Source organism: Nannocystis pusilla (assembly GCF_026626665.1).
GTDB classification, from domain to species: Bacteria; Myxococcota_A; Polyangia; order Nannocystales; family Nannocystaceae; genus Nannocystis; species Nannocystis pusilla.
Genome location: NZ_JAPNKE010000002.1, coordinates 311,879 through 331,056 on the forward strand (window position 1 = coordinate 311,879; position 19,178 = coordinate 331,056).

Below are 19,178 nucleotides of genomic sequence, written 5' to 3' on the forward strand. Positions count from 1 at the left end.
CGAGCGGTGAGGCCGGCGGCCCGGAGCCGCGCGCCGAGGCGATAGGGAGCCAGTGGGACGGGGCCTAGCACCCGAAATGGCACGTCGAGCAAAGTGACGGTCCGAGCTGCTTGCATATACCCCCCAGGGTACCGAATCCACGGCGCGAGCGCACCTCGACGATCCTGTCTATTTAATGCGGTCGCGGTCCGGCGGGCGCCCGTGGGCGCCCGTGGGCGCCCGCCCGCGGGGCTCGCTCCATTCGACGACGGCCGGCGCCTCGCAAGTACCGCCATTGCGCTCTTCGGGTCGAGGCGCCCTGCTCGCTCGCAAATCCGTCCTCGCGGAGCTCGCTGGACGGGCGCGGCACGCCGGGGGCTGCTGCGCCGGAGGTGGGGCGCGCGGCCCACGGCGCCCTTGAGGCCGCGGCGCGGGGGCGCTCGCGCCGCTGCGAGGGCGACGAATCATCGGCTCGAGTCCGACGACGGCCGGCTCAGGACTCCGATCCACGGCGCGGCCAGACGATCCCGAGCTTGACGATGCGGCGCTTGAGGGAATGCCGCGTGATGCCGAGGGCGGCCGCGGCGTGGACGAGGGAGCCTGCGGTCGCGAGCGCCTGCTCGCACAGGTGGCGCTCGGCCGCCTCCAGGTTGAAGCTGTCGAGGACGACCGGCTGCGAGGCCCGGCTCGCCGCATTCGCCGCAGCCGGCGGCGAATGTCGTGAGGACCCCGCGCCGGCCCGGCGCGAACGACCGGGCAGGAGACCGGCCGCCGCCCATTCGTGAATGATCCGAGTCGCCACCTCGGCCGCCTGCACAGGCGGGTGGGGGATGCTCGCGTACTGCATGTTTGTGCAGTACCATGGCGCGCTGGACGCTGGAAGCGCGGGCGCGCCTCTGCCGGCACAAATGTCGACAGGACGCGCTTGCAGGCCGCGCCGGGGCCGCCGCGCCCGTGCGGCCGGCGAAGTTCGCCCGCGGCGCCGACGGGCGCGGCGGGCGGCGGGCCGTGGCCTGGGCTGCGACGCGGCTTGCCGGGTGCGCCGCGGCCTTCCACCCTGGAGGCGTGCAGCTGTTCTTCGCGTCGACCTCACCATTCGCACGCAAGGTCCGCATCGTCGCGCACGAGCTCGGCCTGTGGGAGCGAATCACCATGGTCGAGATCGATCCGTGGACCGACGGCCGCTTGCGGGCGATGAATCCGCTGGCCAAGGTGCCGACGCTGGTCCGCGACGGCGGCGAGCCGCTCTACGACAGCGCGGTGATCTGCGACTATCTCGACGCCTGCGCGGGGCGGCGGCTGATCCCCCAGGACGGCGAGCGACGCTGGCGCGCGCTGCGATTGCAAGCCCTCGCCGCGGACGCCTGCGCGGCCGCGGGGCGCCTGTTCGCGGGCGAGCGCCGCGGGGAGCCGGAGCCGGCGCGGGACCGCCTCGCCCGCGCGGTCGAGGCGACGCTCGATTCGCTCGAAGGCGAGCCGCTGGCGGGCGATGCACCCTGTCTCGCGGAGATCTGCGCGGCGCTGCTGCCCGGCTACTGTGATTTCCGCTGGCCCGACCGCGACTGGCGAGCGGGCCGGCCTCGCCTGGCCGCCTTCACCGCGGCCATGGCGGCGCGAGCCTCGTTCCAGGCCACCCGCCACCGCCTGGCTGCTGGGACATGACCTCTCGACCATGTCCCGTGAGACATGGCGCTCGCCGGCCGACGCGCTCGCGGCCGGGTTCAGGCCAGCGAGGCCGCGTCGGTGACGCCCTTGTCGGGGGCGTCCTTGCGCTCCGGCGCCGGCTCGTCGAGGCCGGTGGCCGTGTCGGTGAACAGGCCGATGAGCCGCGGGAGCTCGCTCGCCTGGCGGGCCAGGAGCTCGCGGGCGGTGTCGGCGGCCGCGTCGCCGCGGGGGCTGCGGGCCAGGAGGTGGGCGGAGATGGTGACGACGTGGAGGCGGTTGCGCAGCTCGTCCTCGAGCGCGGCCAGGAGCGACGCCATCGTCGGGTTCGAGTCGCGCAGGTGGTTGAACGGCGCGGTGCTGTCGTATTCGACGCGGGTGCCGTCATTGCGCTCGCGGGCGATGATCGAGGTGCCGACGATCTGGCCGTGCTCGTCGCGCAGGGGCGAGACGGCGAGGACCACCGCGGTGACGAGGCCGTCCTTGCGGCGCCGCTCGGTCTCGAACGGCGGCAGCGGGTCGCCGGTGCCGATCCGCGCCGTGACCTGGGCCTCCTCGTCGACCCGCTCCGGGGGCACGAGCAGGGTGATCGGCCGGCCGACGACCTCGTGCGCGAGGTAACCGAACAGGCGCTCCGCGCCGCGGTTCCACGACAGGATCGTGCCGTCGAGGGACTTGCTCAGGATCGCGTCGTAAGCGTCCTCCACGATCGCTGCGAGGCGGGCACGGGCGTCGGAGCGAGAATCGGACCCGGCGTTGCTCATCAACCGCGCCGAGAATAGCATGCCCCTCGCCGCGTGCTCGAAGGCCAGCCAGCCGGGTCTCAAGGCCGTTGTGGGTCGTTGCGGGCCTCGCGCGGCGCGGGCGGGCGCAGGCGGGCGGGCGACATACCCCAGGGCCCGGCCCATGAACCAACGGCTGAGGTCGCTGGTCCGTCGCGTGGCTGCGGTGAATGCGCCGTGGGGCGGTGGCTCGCCATGCGCACCACGAATCGTCTGCTAGGTTTCCGGCGAGATGCCCACGATTCTCATCATCGAAGACGACTCCGAAATTCGCGGCATCACGGCCGTGCTCCTGCGGCGCGAGGGCTACATCGTCGAGGAGGCGAGGAGCGGCGACGAGGCCCTCACCTTCTTGCGCCGCTCCGACCGTGATCCGTGCCTGATCTTGATCGACCTGATGATGCCGATCCTCGGCGATTGGGACGTGGTCGACGTCCTGCGCGAAGAGGACCGCATCCTCGCGCTGCCGGTCGTCGTCCTGTCGGCCGCGCACCCCGACAAAGCGCCGTCCGGGGTCGCCGGGTTCGTCCGCAAGCCGATCGACTTCGATCTGCTGCTCGGTCTCGTACGACGATACTGCGGCCCCGCGCCGGCGGGCTGAGGGCCGGACCGGGCCGCGCCTCATTCGTGCTAGTTGCGGCCGGTGGCCGAGCGGCCGTGCAGCTTGGCCAGCGCGGCGTAATCCTCGAACCCGGGCGCGCGCCGGCTGCTGTCGTTGCGCGCCAGCTCGTCGCCCCCGGCGACGACGAAGCCCGAGAGCTGCTCGGCGCCCATCAAGTGGCGCCAGAACGGCAGCTCCGCCGCGGGGACGTCGAGGAACAGGATGCCGCTGTCGCGCGACAGCGCGGCCCACATCGTCTGCACGAACAGCCCGAGGAGGACCGGCCGCTCGGCGGCCTCGAAGGCGCCCGTGAGGCCGTCGAGGACGTAGACGTCGGTCACGGGGTGCCAGAAACAATCGGCGATCTCTTCCTGGACGTGGCCGTCGCGGGTCAGCGCGTCGTCGCAGACCCGCACCAGGTATTCGCTGCCGATCCGCGCGGCCGCCCGGGGATACTGGACGGCCTCGGCGCCGAGGCGCACGGCGTACACGTTGGCCGCGGCGCAGGTGACGTCGTCGTCGCGCACGAGCTCGCCGAAGAACAGGTCGAACGCTCGCGGCCGTCGCTGCCCGAGCGAGATGATCGGGCTGCGCAGCGTCAGGCGGAGAGAATAGTGTTTGAGGGGGTTCTGCATGCCCGACCAATGCCTGTTCCCGGCGGCGGCGCGCGAGCCCCAGGGGAAGGGCCGAGCCCGGATTTTCGCCCAGGGTTCATATGATGATAGCGTGAGCGGTGACACTACGTCAAGCCGCGGCCCGGGCGGCGCAAATATCAACAGACCGAGGCCCGCATTTCGCCGGTGAACAGCGAACCACCCTCGATCGGGGGCGGCGAGGACAACCTTTTACAACGAGGACAGACATTGTACAGACGGGAGCGGCCGCGCGGCGCGCCGCGCCCCCGGGGACGCTCACGCCGCGGCGAGCGGGCGGGCCAGCGGCCCTGCCGCCCGCCGCGCCGCGAGCCTGGCCTCGAGGCCATGTCGCGCGGCGATCGAGGCGAGTCGGCCGCGGTGACATTGTGAGGAGTGCGCGCGACGACGTGATGTATCGCGGGGGCCGTGGTGCCGCGATTGAAGGACGACAGGAGCGCCTCGGGCGGGGCGTGTCGGGACGGAAGCGCGAATGTCCGCCGCGCGGTCGAGTTCGTATACCTCGTCAGCGGCCTCGACCGTGCGGCGGCGCGGTTTCAGCCGTCACGTTGGACGAAGCGGAGACAAACCTTGCATGGCGCCGCCGTCACGGCGGCGACGGATCGGCGGCTGCGCGGCCGACTTGCAAGTACACGGCATTGGGGGCAGCATCCTGGCGTCCCATGGAGTCCGCTCTCCGCTCTCGCGCCCCGAATTGCTCGCACTCGCAGCGCCCGCCAACATTCGCCCGCGGCCGCGTCGCTACGTGGGAGACACGGTGGTCGCCTCGATCCACGACCTGGCCCCCGCCGACGTGCCGGTGGTGCGCCGGATCTACGAGTTCTTGCGGTCGCTGCAGCGGCTCGTGCAGCGCCTCGACGAGCCGAGGGCCGGCGTCCCGCTGCTGCAGGCAGAGCTCGCGCGCCAGGACTACCGCGAGCTGTGCGAGCAGATCCGCGGCCTCGGCGCGGCGCTGGTCGCCGAGGACATGCCGATGGCGGTGCGCAAGGTCTACCACGACGTCCGCGGCGGCAGCCTCAGCGGATTGTTGATGCACCTCGACCTGTGCGAGGCCGACGAGGCCGAGGCCGAAGACGTCGAACGGGTGTTCTTCCTCGTCCGCGACCACCTCAAGATCATGCGCAACGCGCTGCCCGACCTCGACCCGGCCGGCTACGCGGTCGACCTGTCGCCGGCCGAGCACGACACGTCGTTGCTGGTGGAGAAGTGGGCCGGGATCGCGTACGGAGCGACCGACTCCGGCCGGGTGCACATCGAGATGGCGTGCGACTTCCGCGGCTCGGTGTCCGAGTGCTGCATGGAGTTCGCGGCGCTCGATCGGGTGATGTACAACCTGATCAACAACGCGTCGCGCTTCGCCTCCGACGCGGTGGTCCGCGTCGAGATCTTTCCGCTCGCCGAATCGCAGGAGACGGACCTGCGCTTCGTGGTCAGCAACCTGGTCACACCCGAGCACCGCGCCCGCCTGCTCACCGATCTCGGCGACGACTTCAGCCGGATCTTCGCCAGCCGCTACACCACCGACGGCCACGGCATCGGCCTGCAGATCTGCACCGACATCGTCACCCACGGCTACGGCCTCGACTCGCCCCGCGAGGCCCTCCGCGAGGCGTATCTCGGAGCCAGGTTGATCCGCGATCACTTCGTCGCCTGGTTCCACTGGCCGGCGCGCCGCCCGGCGTAGCGGCGCGAGCGCGGCGCAGGACCGGCCCATCGTCGAGCGGCGACGGACGGGACTGCCATGATTCTCGGGTCCAGCGATCGCGGTCCCATGGTCACCTGATTCCGGTGGCGGCAGCGAGACCCGCGAGTGACGTCATTCTGGGCCCATCGCCGATCGAACCGCGAGCGGGCACGGGCAGGCGGGTCCGAGTTCATGCGCGGGCGGAGAGCCGAGGCAGGACGACCCGAGCGGACGACCGGCGCGCGCCGCTTCGTCGACGGCCGCGCGGCGCTCGCTCGCGGTGGGGTCGTCGAGCCCCGCGAGCCGCCGCTCCGCGCGTGACGACGGTGTGATGGCAATGACGCCGCCTCGCCGACGTGCGCAGCGGGGTGACCGACGGGTGTTTTCGTGCGTGACGGGTGCGAATGTTCACCTGCGCGATGCGGTGTTTATGCGCGTCCGCGCGCCGAGCATTCGCGCGGACGAATCGCGCGGCGGGCTCCTCCGGGCGATTGGCAGCAGCGCGCGGCGCTTCGCCGGGCTGCATCGCCGCGGGCGACGTGGGCGGGCGGTCGTGGGCGCCCGGGCGTGCGAGGGCGACGCGTCCGACCGTGCCGACGTGGCTTGACGGTCGCGCGGGCCGGGGACTAGGAGTAGGTGGGCTTTCCGTGGGGCAGGGGCGACGTGAGGCGGCAGAGCGCGCGATACGACCGTGGAAGTTCGTCGTCGAGTGACGTCGCGTCCACGCCGTTCGGGCTCGGAGGTCCGCCGCCCGACGCTGCGACCGAGGAGCTCGCGTTCAGCGGCGTCGACGACGAGCGGCTGTTCGCCGAGCTGCGGTCGCGGCTGTTCGCCCGCGGCGAGGCGGCTCGCGTCGGCCGCTATCGCCTGCTGCACCGCCTCGGCGCCGGGGCCATGGGCGAGGTCCACCTCGCGGTCGACGACGAGCTCGACCGGCCGATCGCCATCAAGCTGGTCCACCCGCACCTCGCCGATCCGCGCTCGACGGCGCGGCTGCGCGGCGAGGCCCGGGCGCTGGCGCGGCTGGCTCATCCCAACGTCGTCCACGTGTACGAGGTCGGCGAGCACGACGGCCGCACGTACCTGGCGATGGAGCGCATCGAGGGCGGCAGCCTGCGCGAGTGGCTGGGCGGCCGCCCGGCCCCGCGCTGGGAGCAGGTGCTGGCCGCGTACGTCGACGCGGGGCGGGGGCTGGCCGCGGCGCACCGGGCCGGGGTGATCCACCGCGACTTCAAGCCGGACAACGTCCTGCGGGCGGCCGACGGGCGGGTGGCGGTGGTCGACTTCGGGCTCGCGGCGCTCGAGCGGGGCGACGCGATCGCGGGCGAGTCGCACGCGGGCACGGGCACCGCCTGGCCCGGCCTGGGGCCGACCCTCGACCGCACCAGCGAGATCGCGGGCACGCCGGCCTACATGCCGCCGGAGCAGTTCCGCGGCCACGCCGACGCGCGCGCCGACCAGTTCGCGCTGTGCGTGTCGCTGTACGAGGGGCTGTGGGGCAACCGGCCGTTCGCGCGGCGGACCCTGGCGGACGTGCTGCACGGCCGCGTCGACTGGGTGCCCGCCGAGCCGCCGCGCGGGGCGGTCGCCGGCTGGCTGTGGCCGATCCTCCGCCGCGGGCTGCAGGCCGAGCCGGAGCGGCGCTGGGATGACGTCGACGCGCTGCTGGCCGCGATCGAGGCGGGGCTGGCCGGACGGCGGCGGCGGCGGCTGGTGGCGCTCGGGAGCGTCGCGGCGCTCGGCGTGGGCCTGCTCAGCGGGGCCGGGGTGGCGTGGTGGGGCGCGGCGCCGGCGGTCGACGACTGCGCGGCCCTGGAGCGCGAGCTCGACGACACCTGGGGGGCCGAGGCGCGGGCGCAGCTCGGGCAGCGCTTCGCGGGCGCGGGGGCGGGGGAGGGCATGGCCTGGCTGGCCGACAGCGCCGCGCCGGTGCTGGCCGGCCTCGATCGCTGGCGCGGGCGCTGGCTGGCGGCCCGTGGCGCGCTGTGCCGGGCCCGGGCGGGCGGGGACCCGGTGGTGCTCGACCGCCTCGGCCGCTGCCTGGAGCGCCACCGCGGGGCGGCCCAGGCGCTGGTCGCCGCGCTGCAGGGCGGCGAGGCGGCGGTGCTGCGCGCGGCGCCCCGGGCGGTCCTGCAGCTCGAGGACCCGCAGGCGTGCGAGGCGGAGGCCCGGCAAGGCGGCCCGCCCGCGCCGCCGGCGGCCCTGGCGAGCGAGGTGCAGCAGGTGCGCGAGCTGCTGGCGCGGACCGAGGCCGAGCTGCACACGGGGCGGGTGGAGGCGGCCTGGGCGGGCGCGCTCCCGCTGGCGGACCGGGCCGAGGCGCTCGGCCACGCCCCGCTGACCGCCGAGGTCCAGCGGCGCTGGGGCGGGTCGCGGTGGCCCGGGGGCGCAGCCAGGACGGCCTGGAGCGGCTCGAGCAGGCCGCGGACACGGCCGAGGCGGCGCACCACGACCGCGTGGTCGCCAGCAGCTGGCGCCACATGGCCATGGTCGCGGCTACCGAGGCGCCCGACCTCGCCGCCGGTCGGCAGTGGCTGCGCCGCGCCGACGCGGCCAGCGCCCGTGTGGGGCTCGACGCGAGCACCGCGGCGCGCCTCGAGGCCACCCGCGGCGGCCTGTCGCTGTTGGCGCGGGAGTTCGACCTGGCCGCCCGGCAGCTGCAGTCCGCCGAGGCGGCGCTGACGGACCAGGGCGACCTGCTGCACGCGTCGCACGCGGCGTCGAACCTCGGCCTCGCGCTGCTGGGGCGCGGCGAGGCCGGGGCGGCGCGGGAGGCCTTCGAGCGGGCCCTGGAGCGGCGCGAGCGGGTGTTCGGGCCGCGCCACCCGGAGGTCGCGCGGGCGGCCTACAACCTGGCCCAGGCCCTCCGCGGGGCCCCGGGGACGGGGGCGGACCACGAGGCGCTGGCCGGCGAGCTGCTGCGGCGGGCGGTGGCGAGCTGGCAGGGCACCGACGAGGCGCGGACCCTGGACGCCGGGCGGGCGGCGTTCGTCCTGGCGCAGCTCGAGCTCGACGCGGGCCGGTTCGCCCCCGCGGTGGCGCTGGCCGAGGACGCCGAGGCGGTGTTCCGCGCGGTCCTGGAGCCCGCGCGGATCGAGCACGCCGAGGTGGCGGCCCTGCTGGGCACCGGGCACTACTTCCTCGGCCGCCCGGGGCCGGCGGTGGCCGGTCTCCGCCGCGCGGTGGCCGGCTACGGCGCGGCCCACGGCGCCGACGACCCCTACACGGCCTCGTTTCGCGTCGCGCTCGGCTGGGCGCTGCTGGCCGCGGGCGAGCCGGCCGAGGCGCGCGCGGAGCTCGAGGCGGGGCGCGCCGCGATCGAGGCCGGGCCGGGGGCGACCCCGGAGGCGAGCGACGACGCGCGTCTGGGGCTGGCGGCCGTCAAGCTGGTCGCGGGCGAGCCCGCGCGCGCGGCCGCGCGACTGGCCGAGTTCGCCGAGGCTCCCGCCGGCGAGCTCGATCGCGTCACCTTCGCGCTGCTGTCGGGGCTCGTGGCCGCGCGACGCGAGCCCGGGGCCCGCAGGGCGCGGCGCTGCTGGCCCGCGCGCACGCCCACGCCCGCGCCGTCGCGGGCGGCGAGGCGATGCTCGCGGTCCTGCTCGACAGCCTCGGCGCCAGCGCGAGCGAGCGCCGGCTCGCCGCCGGCTGAGGCGCGCTCGACTCGACCTCCGCGGAGCACTCCCTTCACCCCCACCGCAACCCCCCACCGCAAGTCACGAGATTTCGTCCCATGCCGCAATGCCTCACCGCCAATCCCACCTACCTCGAGGTCGAGAGCCTCGAAACGGGCGACTCCGCCTACACCGTGCGCGTCAACGCGGCCGCGCCGTCGCTCACGGTCATCTTCGTCCCGCCGACCCTGCGCGACCCGACCGGCGCGCCGATCTCGACGGGCAGCGTCACCGGCGTGGCCTGCTACCCGACCGGGCCCGTCTGCGGCACGAACCAGATCGTGTTCACCACCGACCACCTCAACACGGAGTACACGGTCACGGTCACGTACACCGAGCCGCCGCGGAGCGACACGGTGGGGCCGCCGCTCGATACGCCGACCAAATCGCCGAAGTTCAAGCCGCTGACGTCGTGCCCGCCGAGCGCGCCGTGACACGGCCGCCGCGCTCGCCTATCATCGCGGCTCCGTCGCGCCCATGACCTCCCCGCCGCAAGCCTCCGAGGGGCCGACCGACGCCAAGCTGCTCGAGGCGTGGCGGGGGGCGACGCCGTGGCGGGCGAGCAGCTGTTCGCTCGCCACTATCGGCTGCTCAAGCGGTACTTCCGCAACAAGGTCGGCCCGCAGCACATCGCCGACCTCATGCAGGAGACGTTCGTCGCCAGCGTCGCCAGCCGCGAGCGGGTGGCCGACGCCAGCCGGTTCCGCGCGTACCTCCTGCGCATCGCCTATCACACGCTGTGCCGCCACTTCGGCCGGCACTCGCGCGCCACGCCCGCGGTCGACCTCGACGAGGTGTCGGTCGAGCAGCTCGAGCCGGGCGCGGTGTCCGTCATCGCCCGCACGCAGGAGCAGCGGCTGCTGCTCGAGGCGCTGCGATCGATCCCGGTCAACTACCAGGTGGTGCTCGAGCTGCACTACTGGGAGGAGCTCAAGACCGACCGGATCGCCGAGGTGCTCGGGGTCCCGGCCGCCACCGTGCGCAGCCGACTGCAGCGGGCCCGCGACGCGCTGCAAGCGGCGATGGACCGCCTGGCCCGCTCGCGCGAGGTGCTCGAGAGCACGCTGACGCGCCTCGAGGATTGGGCGGCCCGCTGCGGGCAGGAGCTCGGCGGGGCGGCCGACGCCGAGTGAACCCGGCTCCGGCGCAAGGCCGAGGCGCGCGCGGAGAGGCAGGGGCTCGACGGTGTCGGGGTCGAGACGAATGGCGGTCGCCTTCGCCGAAGCGCCGCGCGGCGAGGCCCGCGCTCATGACATTGGCGCCGGCGATCGCGACCCTGACGAAGTCACGCGCCGGCCCTCGGCAGGAGCTTCGGCGAATGCCCGCAGTCCATCCGCGCGGCCGAGATGCGCGTCATGGCGGAGCGCGGCGGCGATCGACGAATGCACGAAATCCACGATGATGCGTGGAGCGCGGACGAATGCACCGACGCCGCGAATGCGAGGAGCGCCGATTCTCGGCGAGCGCATGGAGAGCGCAGCGCGCGAGGCGGGCTGAGCATGTAGCGAGCGGGCGCCGGCGCGCGGCCTTCGCGGGCGCTCTTGACCCCGATCCGCCGCCGATGTTACCTGCGCCGCATGAGCGAGATGTCGGTCGTCTTCGCCGGCGGCGGCTGCCGGACCTTCTGGGCGCTCGGGGCCTACACGGGGCTCGCCGGGCTGGCCAGGACGGTCGAGGTCGCGGGCGTGTCCGCCGGGGCGGCGATGGGGCTGGCGGCGGCCCTGGGCCTCGAAGAAGCGCTCGTCGCGGCCTTCTGCGCCCGCACTGCAGTCAACCCGCGCAACCTCTACCCCGAGCGGCTGTTCCTCGGGCGCCCGGTGTTTCCGCAGGAGGCGATGTACCGGGCGACGATGCGCGAGCTGCTCGGCGACGCGAGCCTGCGGCGCCTCGCCGACGCGCCGCGCGTCCGGATCCTCCAGGCCTGCGTCAAGCCGGGGTGGCTCGTCGCGCCGACGGTGGCGAGCGCCTGGTGGGCCTACGCGGCGCGGCGCCGCCGCGGGCTGCTGCACGGCCCGGAGGTGCCCCACCGCGGCGTCGCGGCCGAGGTCGACACGGCCCAGGACGCGACCAGCGTCGACGACCTGGCCGAGCGAGTGCTGCGCTCGTCGGCGAGCCCGCCGGTGACGCCGATCCTGCGCGCCCCGGGTCGCATGTACTTCGACGGCTGCCTGGTCGACGCGGCCCCCGTGCGAGCCCTCGGCGCCGAGGCGCGGGCCGGCGCGGTGCTGGTGCTGCTGAACCGCCCGCACCCCCGCAGGCCGCGACCGGCAACGTCCGCTACCTCGCGCCCTCGGAGCCGGTGCCGATCCACAAGTGGGACTACACGAACCCGGCGCGGGTCCGCCAGGCGTTCGACATGGGCCGCCGCGAGGGCGAGGCGGCCCGCGGCGCGGTCGAGCGGTTCCTCGCCGAACGCCGGGCGTGAGCGGGCTCGAAGGCGCCACCGCGCGGCCGGCGAGCGCGGAGAATCACCAGAGCTGTCCCGAAGGCCAGCTCGAGCGGTAGCGAGCCCGGGCCCCGGCGCGCCTACGTGCGCGCGCCCGCAAACGCCGACCTCTCCCCCGCGTCTGCGTTCGGCGTACCGTCGCGGGTCATGGCCCGCACCGTCGTTTATCGCACCGTACCGCTCCTCCTCGCCGCCGCCTGCGCCACCCCGACGGCCCAGACCACCGACGCCACGACCGACGCCACGTCCACCGGGACGACCGACGGCAGCGAGACGACGGTCCCCGGCACGACGACCGCGCCGACGACGAGCACGACCGACGCGCCGACGACGAGCACGACCGCCGCGCCGACCACCGAGACCACGATCGCGCCGACCACCGAGACCACCGAGGGCACCGCGACCACCGAGGGCACCGCGACCACCGAGGCGACGTCCACCACCACCGAGGGCACCGCGACCACGCAGGAGCCCGACACGACCACCAGCGGCACCACCGGCGAGGCCGACCCGTACCTCGAGGCCGAGCCGCTGTTCGCCTTCGGCGCCATGGCCGAGTTCGACATCACCCTGTCCGACGAGGCCATCGCCGACCTCGACGAGGACGGCAAGAAGTACACGAAGGGCGACCTCGTCGCGAAGATCGACGGCCAGACCTACGAGCTGCCGGAGATCGGCGTGCGCCTCAAGGGCAACTACGGCTCGTACCGCACCCTCGATCAGAAGGCCGCCTTCCTCCTCAACTTCGACCGCTACGTCGACGACCAGCTGCTCCTGGGCCTCGAGAAGCTGGCCGTCAACAACATGGTCCAGGACTGCAGCATGCAGCGCGAGATCCTCGGCTACTCGCTGTTCCGCGACGTCGGCATCCCCGCGCCGCGCGCCGGCCACGTGGTCGTGCGCGTCAACGGCGAGCCCTACGGCCTCTACACCGCGGTCGAGTCGGTCGACAACGAGCCCTACCTCGACCACTGGTACGGCAGCGACAAGGGCAGCATCTACGAGGGCGCCTACGGCAGCGACATCCGCAACGAGCTGGTGCCCTCGTTCGACCAGGACAACGGCGACGACGTCGGCTTCGCGGACCTCTACGAATTCGCCGCCGCGCTCGATACGATGCTCGATCCGGCGACCTTCACCAGCGACGTCGCCGCGGTCCTCGACCTGGGGCGCTACCTCGACTTCGCGGCCACCGAGATCTACCTCGGCCACTGGGACGGCTACGCGTGGACTCGCAACAATTATTACGTGCACCGCCTGCAGGAGGACGGCGCGCTGTGGACGTTCATGCCGTGGGGCATCGACCAGATCTTGCGCGACCACCTCGATCCGTTCGGCGGGGGCGGGCGGCTGGAGCAGATGTGCGCGGCGTCGCTGCCGTGCCGGGAGCTGCTGGCCGACAGCTTCGACCACGTGCTGATGCGCGTCGAGGCGCTCGACCTCGCCGGCGCCGCCGCCGAGCTCGGCGCGAGCATCGCCCCGGCGGTCGCCGCCGACCCGCGCAAGGAGTGCAGCAACGGCGACAACACCAACGAGATCGCCGGCAACGTCGCGTTCTTCATGCAGCGCGCCGCGACCGTCCAGGCCGGGCTCGCCTGCACCGTGCCGAGCGACGTCGACCTCGACGGCGACGGCTTCTCGGCCTGCATCGACGATTGCGACGACAACGACCCCGCCGTGAACCCTGGCGCGCAGGAGGCGTGCGACCTCGACGACGACAATTGCAACGGGGTGTGGGACGACGATCCGCAGTGCCCCCATTGCGTGGAGAAGGACCTCCGGGCCCCGGCACCGCGCAGCTCTGCTTCGTCGCGTTGCCGTTCGCCGAGGCCGAGGCCGACTGCGTGGCCCAGGGCGGCCACCTGCTGTCGATCCCGAGCCAGGAGGTCCAGGACTGGGTCGTCGCCGAGGCGTTCGCGATCGCCGACAACGACTGGTGGATCGGCCTCAACGACGTCGACGCCGAGGACGACTTCGTGTGGACCGACGGCACGCCGCTCGACTTCACGGCGTGGAACGAGGGCGAGCCCAACAACAGCGGCGAGGAGGACTGCGTCAACGTGCCGGCGTGGGCCGGCGGGCTGTGGAACGACCTGGCCTGCGACGCGGCGCGGCCCTACATCTGCAAGATCCCGTGACGCGCGGCGACCGGGCCGGCGTCGCGCCGTGCGACGCCGGCTCGCTCGGCCTCATGACAGGATCTCGACGTACCCGTCGGTTCCGTGCACGCGGATCCGCTGCCCGTCGCGGATCAGCCGGGTCGCATGCTCGACGCCGACGACGGCCGGCAGGCCGTATTCCCGGGCGATCACCGCGCCATGGGTCATCAGCCCGCCCACCTCGGCCACCAGGCCCTTGATCGACACGAACAGCGGCGTCCAGCGGGATCGGTGAAGGTGGTGACGAGAATGTCGTCTGCGCCCAGCTCCGCGTCGGCCATGTCCACGAGGACGCGGGCGCGCCCCTCGACGACGCCCGAGGAGACCGCTTGCCCGACGATGGCGCCGGCGGGCAGACCGGCGCGTTTGTAGGCACCTGCCACGATCTCCCCCTCGGACGTGATGACCCGCGGCGGCGTCAACTTCTTGTTCCGCTCGTGCTCGGCCTTGCGGTCGCGGATGACCTGCTCGTCCAGCCGATGCGTGCGCACGAGCTCGCGGAGCTCGTCGAACGCGAGGTAGTCGATGTCTTCGACGTCGCGGAGCACGCCGGCCTGCACGAGCCGCTCGGCCTCTCGCAGCAAGGCCTGCTTGTAGACGAAGAGACGATTGACGAGGTCGTACTTCGGATACTCGCGGTACCCGGCGAAGTTCCGCAGGCGGTCGATCATCCGCCGGGTCTCGCTGACCTTCTGCTCCCCGTCCGGCAGCTGCCTCAACCTCTCCAACAGCGATTGCGCCTGCTGCAGCGCCTCCTGTCGCCCCTGCGCGAACCTCCGCGCGCCGGCGCCGGGCGTGAAGTTCTTGATGTTGCTCAGGATCAAGGGCAAAAGGGCGGTTGGCTTCTCGCTCCACCGCGGCCTCGTGATGTCGATCTCCCCGGCGCAGCGCATGCCGTACTCGTCGAGGTAACGCCGGATGGCGTCCCGGGCCTGCTGCCCGCCGTCGAGCGCGACCAACTCGTCGAGGAAGTCGTCGTGCTTCACGCGCTGCAAGAATGCGATCACCTCCGGATGGGGGCGGATCGCGTCGGCGACGTCCAGCAGGGCCAGGCCCATCTCCGAGGTGATGTTGTTCGGCACCGACTGGGACAGCGTATCGGCGACGTTCTTCTCGCCCAGCCACGCCAGCATCTTCTCATTGAGCCACTCGGAGGCGTTCATGCCCGCCATGATCGCGCCCATGCTCCGCTGCTCGCGCATGGACTTGGCCCAATTCTGGACGTCCTCCGCGATGCAATCGAACAGCGCCATCCCGGACTTGGTTCGAATGTCGCGCTTGAGCGCCTCGATCGCGGCCCGGCTGCGCGCGATCAGCTCCGCGGCGAGGGCAGGATCGTCCTCGGCCGGCGCGTCGGAGCCGGTGGTCGCCGCGCGATGCCTCTCCTGGCTCGGTGGCGAGGCCGCGGCCGCGCCGGGCGACGTCTGGCCGAAGTACCCCCGCTCGATGAGGGTCTGGAGGGCGTCCCTCATGAGCGGATGGGTGCGTCCGAGCATGTCCAGAAAGGAATCCCGGCTGGCCGGCGATGCCAGCAGGTTCGTGGGATCGACGAACAACCTGCCGCCCGCCGCGTGCATGGGCCCGGACGCCGCCAGCTGAAACACGGACAGCCCCAGGGGCTTCATGGGGTCGGTCATCATCTGTTGGTGGCCGACCGAAATGTAGACACGGTCGCTGTGCTTACCGGCTTCGGGGACGGGATACAGCGTGGTGATCGGCCGGCTCTGGACGATGTGGAACTCGTCCTCGACGAGGCACCATTCGATGTCCTGGGGGACGCCGAAGTGGCCCTCGATCTGCCGGCCCAGGCGCTCGAGTTGCAGGATCTGGGTCTCCGTCAGCACCTGCTCGCGCTGTCGTTCGAGGTCGAGCGGTCGTTCCTCGGTGCCGCCCTCGTCCAGGGCGTAGGTCGCCAGCGTCTTGGTGGCGATCGCCTTCTCGACGACCTGGCCGTCTCGCACCTTGTAGCTGTCGGCGCGCGTGAGGCCGGCGACCAGCGCCTCTCCCAGACCGAAGCCGGCGTCGATCGACGTCACCCTGCGATTCGACGTGACCGGATCGGCCGTGAACAGGATCCCCGCCGCCTGCGGAGAGACCATCCTCTGCACCACCACCGCCATGTGGACCTTGCGGTGGTCGAAGCCGTGCTGGATCCGGTAGGTCACCGCGCGCTCGGTGAAGAGCGACGCCCAGCAGCGACGCACGTGCGCCACGATCGCCGGCGTCCCGCGGACGTTCAGGTATGTGTCTTGCTGGCCGGCGAAGGACGCCCCCGGCAGATCCTCGGCGGTCGCGCTCGAGCGTACTGCGTAGGCATCGTCCGCGCCGAGCCTGGAGATGGCCCGGGCGAGGGCGTCTTGCAGGTCGTCGGGGATGGCCGTCGCTTCGATGATTCGACGCAGCTCGCCGCTGAGCTCCCGGATCGCGTCCCGATCGTTCGCCGCGAGCGACGACAGCCGATCGAGCCACGCGCCGAAGGGCGGCGCGTCTGCGACGATCCGCCGGAAGGCCGCGGTCGTGACGCAAAAGCCGGCGGGCACGCGAATGCCCGCGAGCCCGGAGAGCTCGCCCAGGTTGGCGCCTTTCCCTCCGACCCGGTCGGCGTTCGTTCGATCGACCTCCGCGAGGTCGAGCACATCGGTCGGTGTCACCACTGCCTGCTTCGTCGTCGTCATGGCCGAGGACTCTGCGGCATGCTACGGGGCTTGCTGCAAGCCCCCGTGTCTGATATAACCTGGACATGGAGAGAGACGAGAGTCGCTCTCCATGTTTCGTTTCGTGGGTGCCGTCGTCAAATGCAGACGTGCGCCTCATTCGGGCTCAGTCCTGGGCGACGGAGACCTCGATGCCAGCCCGTCCCACAGCGCCCGGTCCCTGCCGGCGCGGCAGTCGACGACGAGCGGCGTGCCGGGCTTGAGCCGCTGGGTCACCTCGCGCAGCAGCATGCCCGTCAAGCTCGGCCGTCGCGGGCACCGAGGACGTGCCACACGTGCATTTCGCCTGTGCCCTTGACGTTGACGACGCCGCCGGACGTGCACGCGAAATCGTCCTTGATCAGCGCATGAGTCGTATCCGTGATCTGAACGACCCCACCGCTGCCCTGCGACTCCATCCGGCTAGCGACATTCACGGTGTGGCCCCACAGGTCGTAGATGAATTTCTTGCGACCGATCACACCGGCAGTCACCGGTCCAGAGTTGATCCCTATTCGTAGCGCGAGGCGCTGTCCTTCGAACCGGTACTCCCTCATGTACGCCTGCATCGCCAGCGCGAGCCGTGTCAGCACGAGGGCATGGTCGTCGCAGGGTCTGGGGACCCCGGAGGCCGCCATGTAGCAGTCGCCGATGGTCTTGATCTTTTCCACGCCGAGCCGCTCAGCTATCCGGTCGAACTCGGAGAACAGCTCGTTCAAGAGCTCGACGACTGCGCCCGGCGAGAGCCTCGCCGCGAGCGGCGTGAACCCGACTATGTCTGCAAACAGGATGCTGGCGCCAGCGAGGTGCTCCGCGATGGTTCGCTCGGACTCTTTGAGCGTGTCCGCGATCTCTCGCGGCAAGACGTTGAGGAGCAGGCGCTCCGACTTGGCCTTCTCGGCCTCCAACTTTCTCTGCGGCGAGATTGAGGCGCTGGAAATAGACGAACGAGAACGTGAAGATCACGCAGCTCACCGCCGCGTTGATCGTGACGGAGAGCGAACCCCGGAGCGGATCGGCGTCCAAACCCGAAAAATTCGGTATGATCGGCATCATCGCGTCCATCCCGACGAGGCAGACGGCGACCCACCCGATACCGGCGCTCATCTTCCGCGGCTCCTCGATGCCGAACACGAGGAGGGGCCCAGCGATAACCGACAGCAACGCGAACTTGAAGCTGAGGACCGGAGTGTCGCTGATGATGCCCGCCGCTGCGACGATGAAGACCGGCGGAAGAACCGTCAGCATGCTGCGCGAGAGGTCGTAACGACGCGCGCGGTTGAGCAAGGGGAGCGAGGCATAGGCGAGGGCCGCCGCGAACAACACGAGGACCATGCGAATGTCGGCGCCGAGGACTCCCCAGAACAGCGAGTTCCCCGTGAATACCAGGACGCCCGCGGTGAAGCCGAGCGTGTTCGTCAGCTCGATTTTTCGCCGCAGATGTTCGTCCAGGCCGGAGTCGACGCCGGCTCGGGAGATGCTGCGCCAGAGGTGGACCCACGCCATCCTACGCAGAACGTACCATGACGAGCGCGCGTCGGCCCAAGCGTCGTCGATCCACCGACGCGCGCTCCGCCGCGCGCACAGGGTCGGCCGCCGAGGCCTCGCTAGGCAGGGCCGTCGCCGCGAGGAGACCGCTTCCGATCCCGTCGGCGTCACTCCCCAGTCGCCTTCATGGGCGCGAGTCTGGGCTTCGTTCGGCCGCAGGTAGCGAAGGCGAGGCGGGGCGACTGACGGCGGTTGACCTGGCTTTCGAGACAGCCTGACGATGCGGCGGATCCAGGCAGCGGGGCGCGCCCGCGACGATGGCGGCCGAGGCTCAGCCCGCGGCGCCGGGTTCCCAGCGCACGAGGAACACCTTGAATTGCAGCGAGACGAAGATCGGCCGCGGCGTCATCAGCCCTGTCTGCGCGAACAGCTCGAACAGCGCAGCATCGGACTCGATGAATCGCATCGTCCTCAGGCCTTGACGCCGATGTTCCAGCTCCTCCTGCGGGATGCCGTGGGTACGCCACCGCCGCAGCTCCACGTCCCATAGTGCAGGGTCCATGCCGACGCGGCAGCCCACGACGAGCGGCGCGCCGGGCTTGAGCCGCCGGGTCACCTCGCGCAGCAGCCCCAGGCGCTCCGTCTCCGGCACATGATGCAGCACCCCCAGCATCTGCGCGCCGTCGAATGGGGGTCCAGGAGGCAGGCTGTGCAGTTCGCCGACGTGCAGGTGCGTCCGCGACAGCAGACCTTCGGTTGCCAGGCGCTGCCGGGCGACCGCGAGCATCGCGTCGGACGGATCGACGCCCGTGAAGCGCCAGCCCGGGACGTCGAACTGGCCATAGGCACCAGCTCCGCGCCCGTGCCCAGGCCGACGAACAGCAGGGACGCCGCCTCCTGACCGTCGAGCTGGCTGGTGAGCGCGCTGACGCCGAGCTCGTACATCGCGTGCACGCCAGCGAGCGCGACGGCGGCCTGGGTGTCGTAATGCGCAGCCCGGTCGGCGCCGAAGCCCGACACGGTCGAGTGAGCAGAAGCAGCGGAGTGGTCGTGGGTCATGATGCTCCTCCAGGCGCCCGCGCGAGGCGGACGGTGATGACCCGAGGATGCGCCCCGGCGCAGGCGGGCGACAGGGCGCAGATTGATGCCGGATCGGCCGAGATTTCGATCGCCCGGAGCCGTCTCGAAGCGCGAACCGGCGTCATCGGCGTCCGCGCTCGTCGTGGGCCGAGGTGGATCCGCGAGCCGGCCTCGGGCGTGGGTGACGGGGACTTCGTGCATCACCCACGCGACGCGCCGAGCTCGTCATGCAGGATCGCGGCGCCGGATGTCGCCGCAGCTCGTGATCATGATCGATTGG

15 protein-coding genes and 4 pseudogenes are annotated in these 19,178 nt (G+C 72.3%); 11 read left to right on the plus strand and 8 right to left on the minus strand.

Annotated elements, in window-relative coordinates; translation table 11 throughout:
- Positions 1–472: 472 nt before the first annotated feature.
- Complete coding sequence (locus OV079_RS01590; protein WP_267765827.1) at positions 473–796, minus strand: helix-turn-helix domain-containing protein; 324 nt, start codon at positions 794–796, stop codon at positions 473–475.
- 248 nt (positions 797–1,044) lie between these two features.
- Between OV079_RS01590 and OV079_RS01595 the strand changes: the two genes are divergently transcribed.
- The gene (locus tag OV079_RS01595) at positions 1,045–1,641 is read left to right on the plus strand and encodes a glutathione S-transferase (protein WP_267765828.1); all 597 of its coding nucleotides are present in this window, start codon (positions 1,045–1,047) and stop codon (positions 1,639–1,641) included.
- Between the two features lie 59 nt (positions 1,642–1,700).
- Here OV079_RS01595 and OV079_RS01600 read toward each other — a convergent pair whose 3' ends face one another.
- Positions 1,701–2,549: a PAS domain-containing protein gene (locus tag OV079_RS01600; protein WP_338088862.1), complete on the minus strand. Its 849-nt coding sequence runs from the start codon at positions 2,547–2,549 to the stop codon at positions 1,701–1,703.
- A gap of 106 nt (positions 2,550–2,655) precedes the next feature.
- Here OV079_RS01600 and OV079_RS01605 point away from each other — a divergent pair, with 106 nt between their 5' ends.
- Positions 2,656–3,024 (plus strand): response regulator, encoded by a 369-nt coding sequence (locus OV079_RS01605; protein ID WP_267765830.1) that lies wholly within the window; start codon positions 2,656–2,658, stop codon positions 3,022–3,024.
- Between the two features lie 29 nt (positions 3,025–3,053).
- Here OV079_RS01605 and OV079_RS01610 read toward each other — a convergent pair whose 3' ends face one another.
- Positions 3,054–3,659 (minus strand): hypothetical protein, encoded by a 606-nt coding sequence (locus OV079_RS01610; RefSeq protein ID WP_267765831.1) that lies wholly within the window; start codon positions 3,657–3,659, stop codon positions 3,054–3,056.
- A 775-nt stretch (positions 3,660–4,434) separates the two neighbouring features.
- Here OV079_RS01610 and OV079_RS01615 point away from each other — a divergent pair.
- From OV079_RS01615 to OV079_RS57085, 9 genes and pseudogenes are all read left to right on the plus strand, one after another.
- Positions 4,435–5,361, plus strand: a complete 927-nt coding sequence (locus tag OV079_RS01615) for an ATP-binding protein (RefSeq protein ID WP_267765832.1) — start codon at positions 4,435–4,437, stop codon at positions 5,359–5,361.
- A gap of 663 nt (positions 5,362–6,024) precedes the next feature.
- Positions 6,025–8,043, plus strand: coding sequence for a serine/threonine-protein kinase (locus OV079_RS01620; RefSeq protein ID WP_267765833.1), 2,019 nt, complete (start codon positions 6,025–6,027; stop codon positions 8,041–8,043).
- Positions 7,926–8,219: pseudogene (locus OV079_RS57070) on the plus strand (tetratricopeptide repeat protein); the annotation flags it as partial. The gene OV079_RS01620 and the pseudogene OV079_RS57070, both read left to right, overlap by 118 nt.
- A gap of 872 nt (positions 8,220–9,091) precedes the next feature.
- A complete protein-coding gene (locus OV079_RS01625) occupies positions 9,092–9,466 on the plus strand; it encodes a hypothetical protein (RefSeq protein WP_267765834.1) in 375 nt (124 codons plus the stop codon).
- 99 nt (positions 9,467–9,565) lie between these two features.
- Positions 9,566–10,165, plus strand: a complete 600-nt coding sequence (locus OV079_RS01630; protein WP_267765835.1) for an RNA polymerase sigma factor — start codon at positions 9,566–9,568, stop codon at positions 10,163–10,165.
- A 453-nt stretch (positions 10,166–10,618) separates the two neighbouring features.
- Positions 10,619–11,215, plus strand: a pseudogene (locus OV079_RS57075) (patatin-like phospholipase family protein); the annotation flags it as partial.
- Between the two features lie 116 nt (positions 11,216–11,331).
- A complete protein-coding gene (locus tag OV079_RS01635) occupies positions 11,332–11,457 on the plus strand; it encodes a hypothetical protein (RefSeq protein WP_267765836.1) in 126 nt (41 codons plus the stop codon).
- A gap of 570 nt (positions 11,458–12,027) precedes the next feature.
- Positions 12,028–13,209 (plus strand): annotated as a pseudogene (locus OV079_RS57080) (CotH kinase family protein); the annotation flags it as partial.
- A 113-nt stretch (positions 13,210–13,322) separates the two neighbouring features.
- On the plus strand, positions 13,323–13,616 hold the full coding sequence (locus OV079_RS57085; RefSeq protein ID WP_420829490.1) for a C-type lectin domain-containing protein: 294 nt from the start codon (positions 13,323–13,325) through the stop codon (positions 13,614–13,616).
- A gap of 51 nt (positions 13,617–13,667) precedes the next feature.
- Here OV079_RS57085 and rph read toward each other — a convergent pair.
- From rph to OV079_RS01670, 5 genes and pseudogenes are all read right to left on the minus strand, one after another.
- Positions 13,668–16,312, minus strand: a pseudogene (rph, locus tag OV079_RS01650) (rifamycin-inactivating phosphotransferase).
- 135 nt (positions 16,313–16,447) lie between these two features.
- Positions 16,448–16,582, minus strand: coding sequence for a hypothetical protein (locus OV079_RS01655; protein WP_267765838.1), 135 nt, complete (start codon positions 16,580–16,582; stop codon positions 16,448–16,450).
- A gap of 5 nt (positions 16,583–16,587) precedes the next feature.
- Positions 16,588–17,121, minus strand: a complete 534-nt coding sequence (locus OV079_RS01660; RefSeq protein ID WP_267778431.1) for an adenylate/guanylate cyclase domain-containing protein — start codon at positions 17,119–17,121, stop codon at positions 16,588–16,590.
- Positions 17,012–17,836, minus strand: a complete 825-nt coding sequence (locus OV079_RS01665; RefSeq protein WP_267778868.1) for a hypothetical protein — start codon at positions 17,834–17,836, stop codon at positions 17,012–17,014. The genes OV079_RS01660 and OV079_RS01665 overlap by 110 nt, the downstream gene beginning before the upstream one ends.
- A 313-nt stretch (positions 17,837–18,149) precedes the next feature.
- Entirely contained in the window at positions 18,150–18,971 is an 822-nt protein-coding gene (locus tag OV079_RS01670) for a class I SAM-dependent methyltransferase (protein WP_338089043.1), read from the minus strand.
- Positions 18,972–19,178 lie beyond the last annotated feature (207 nt).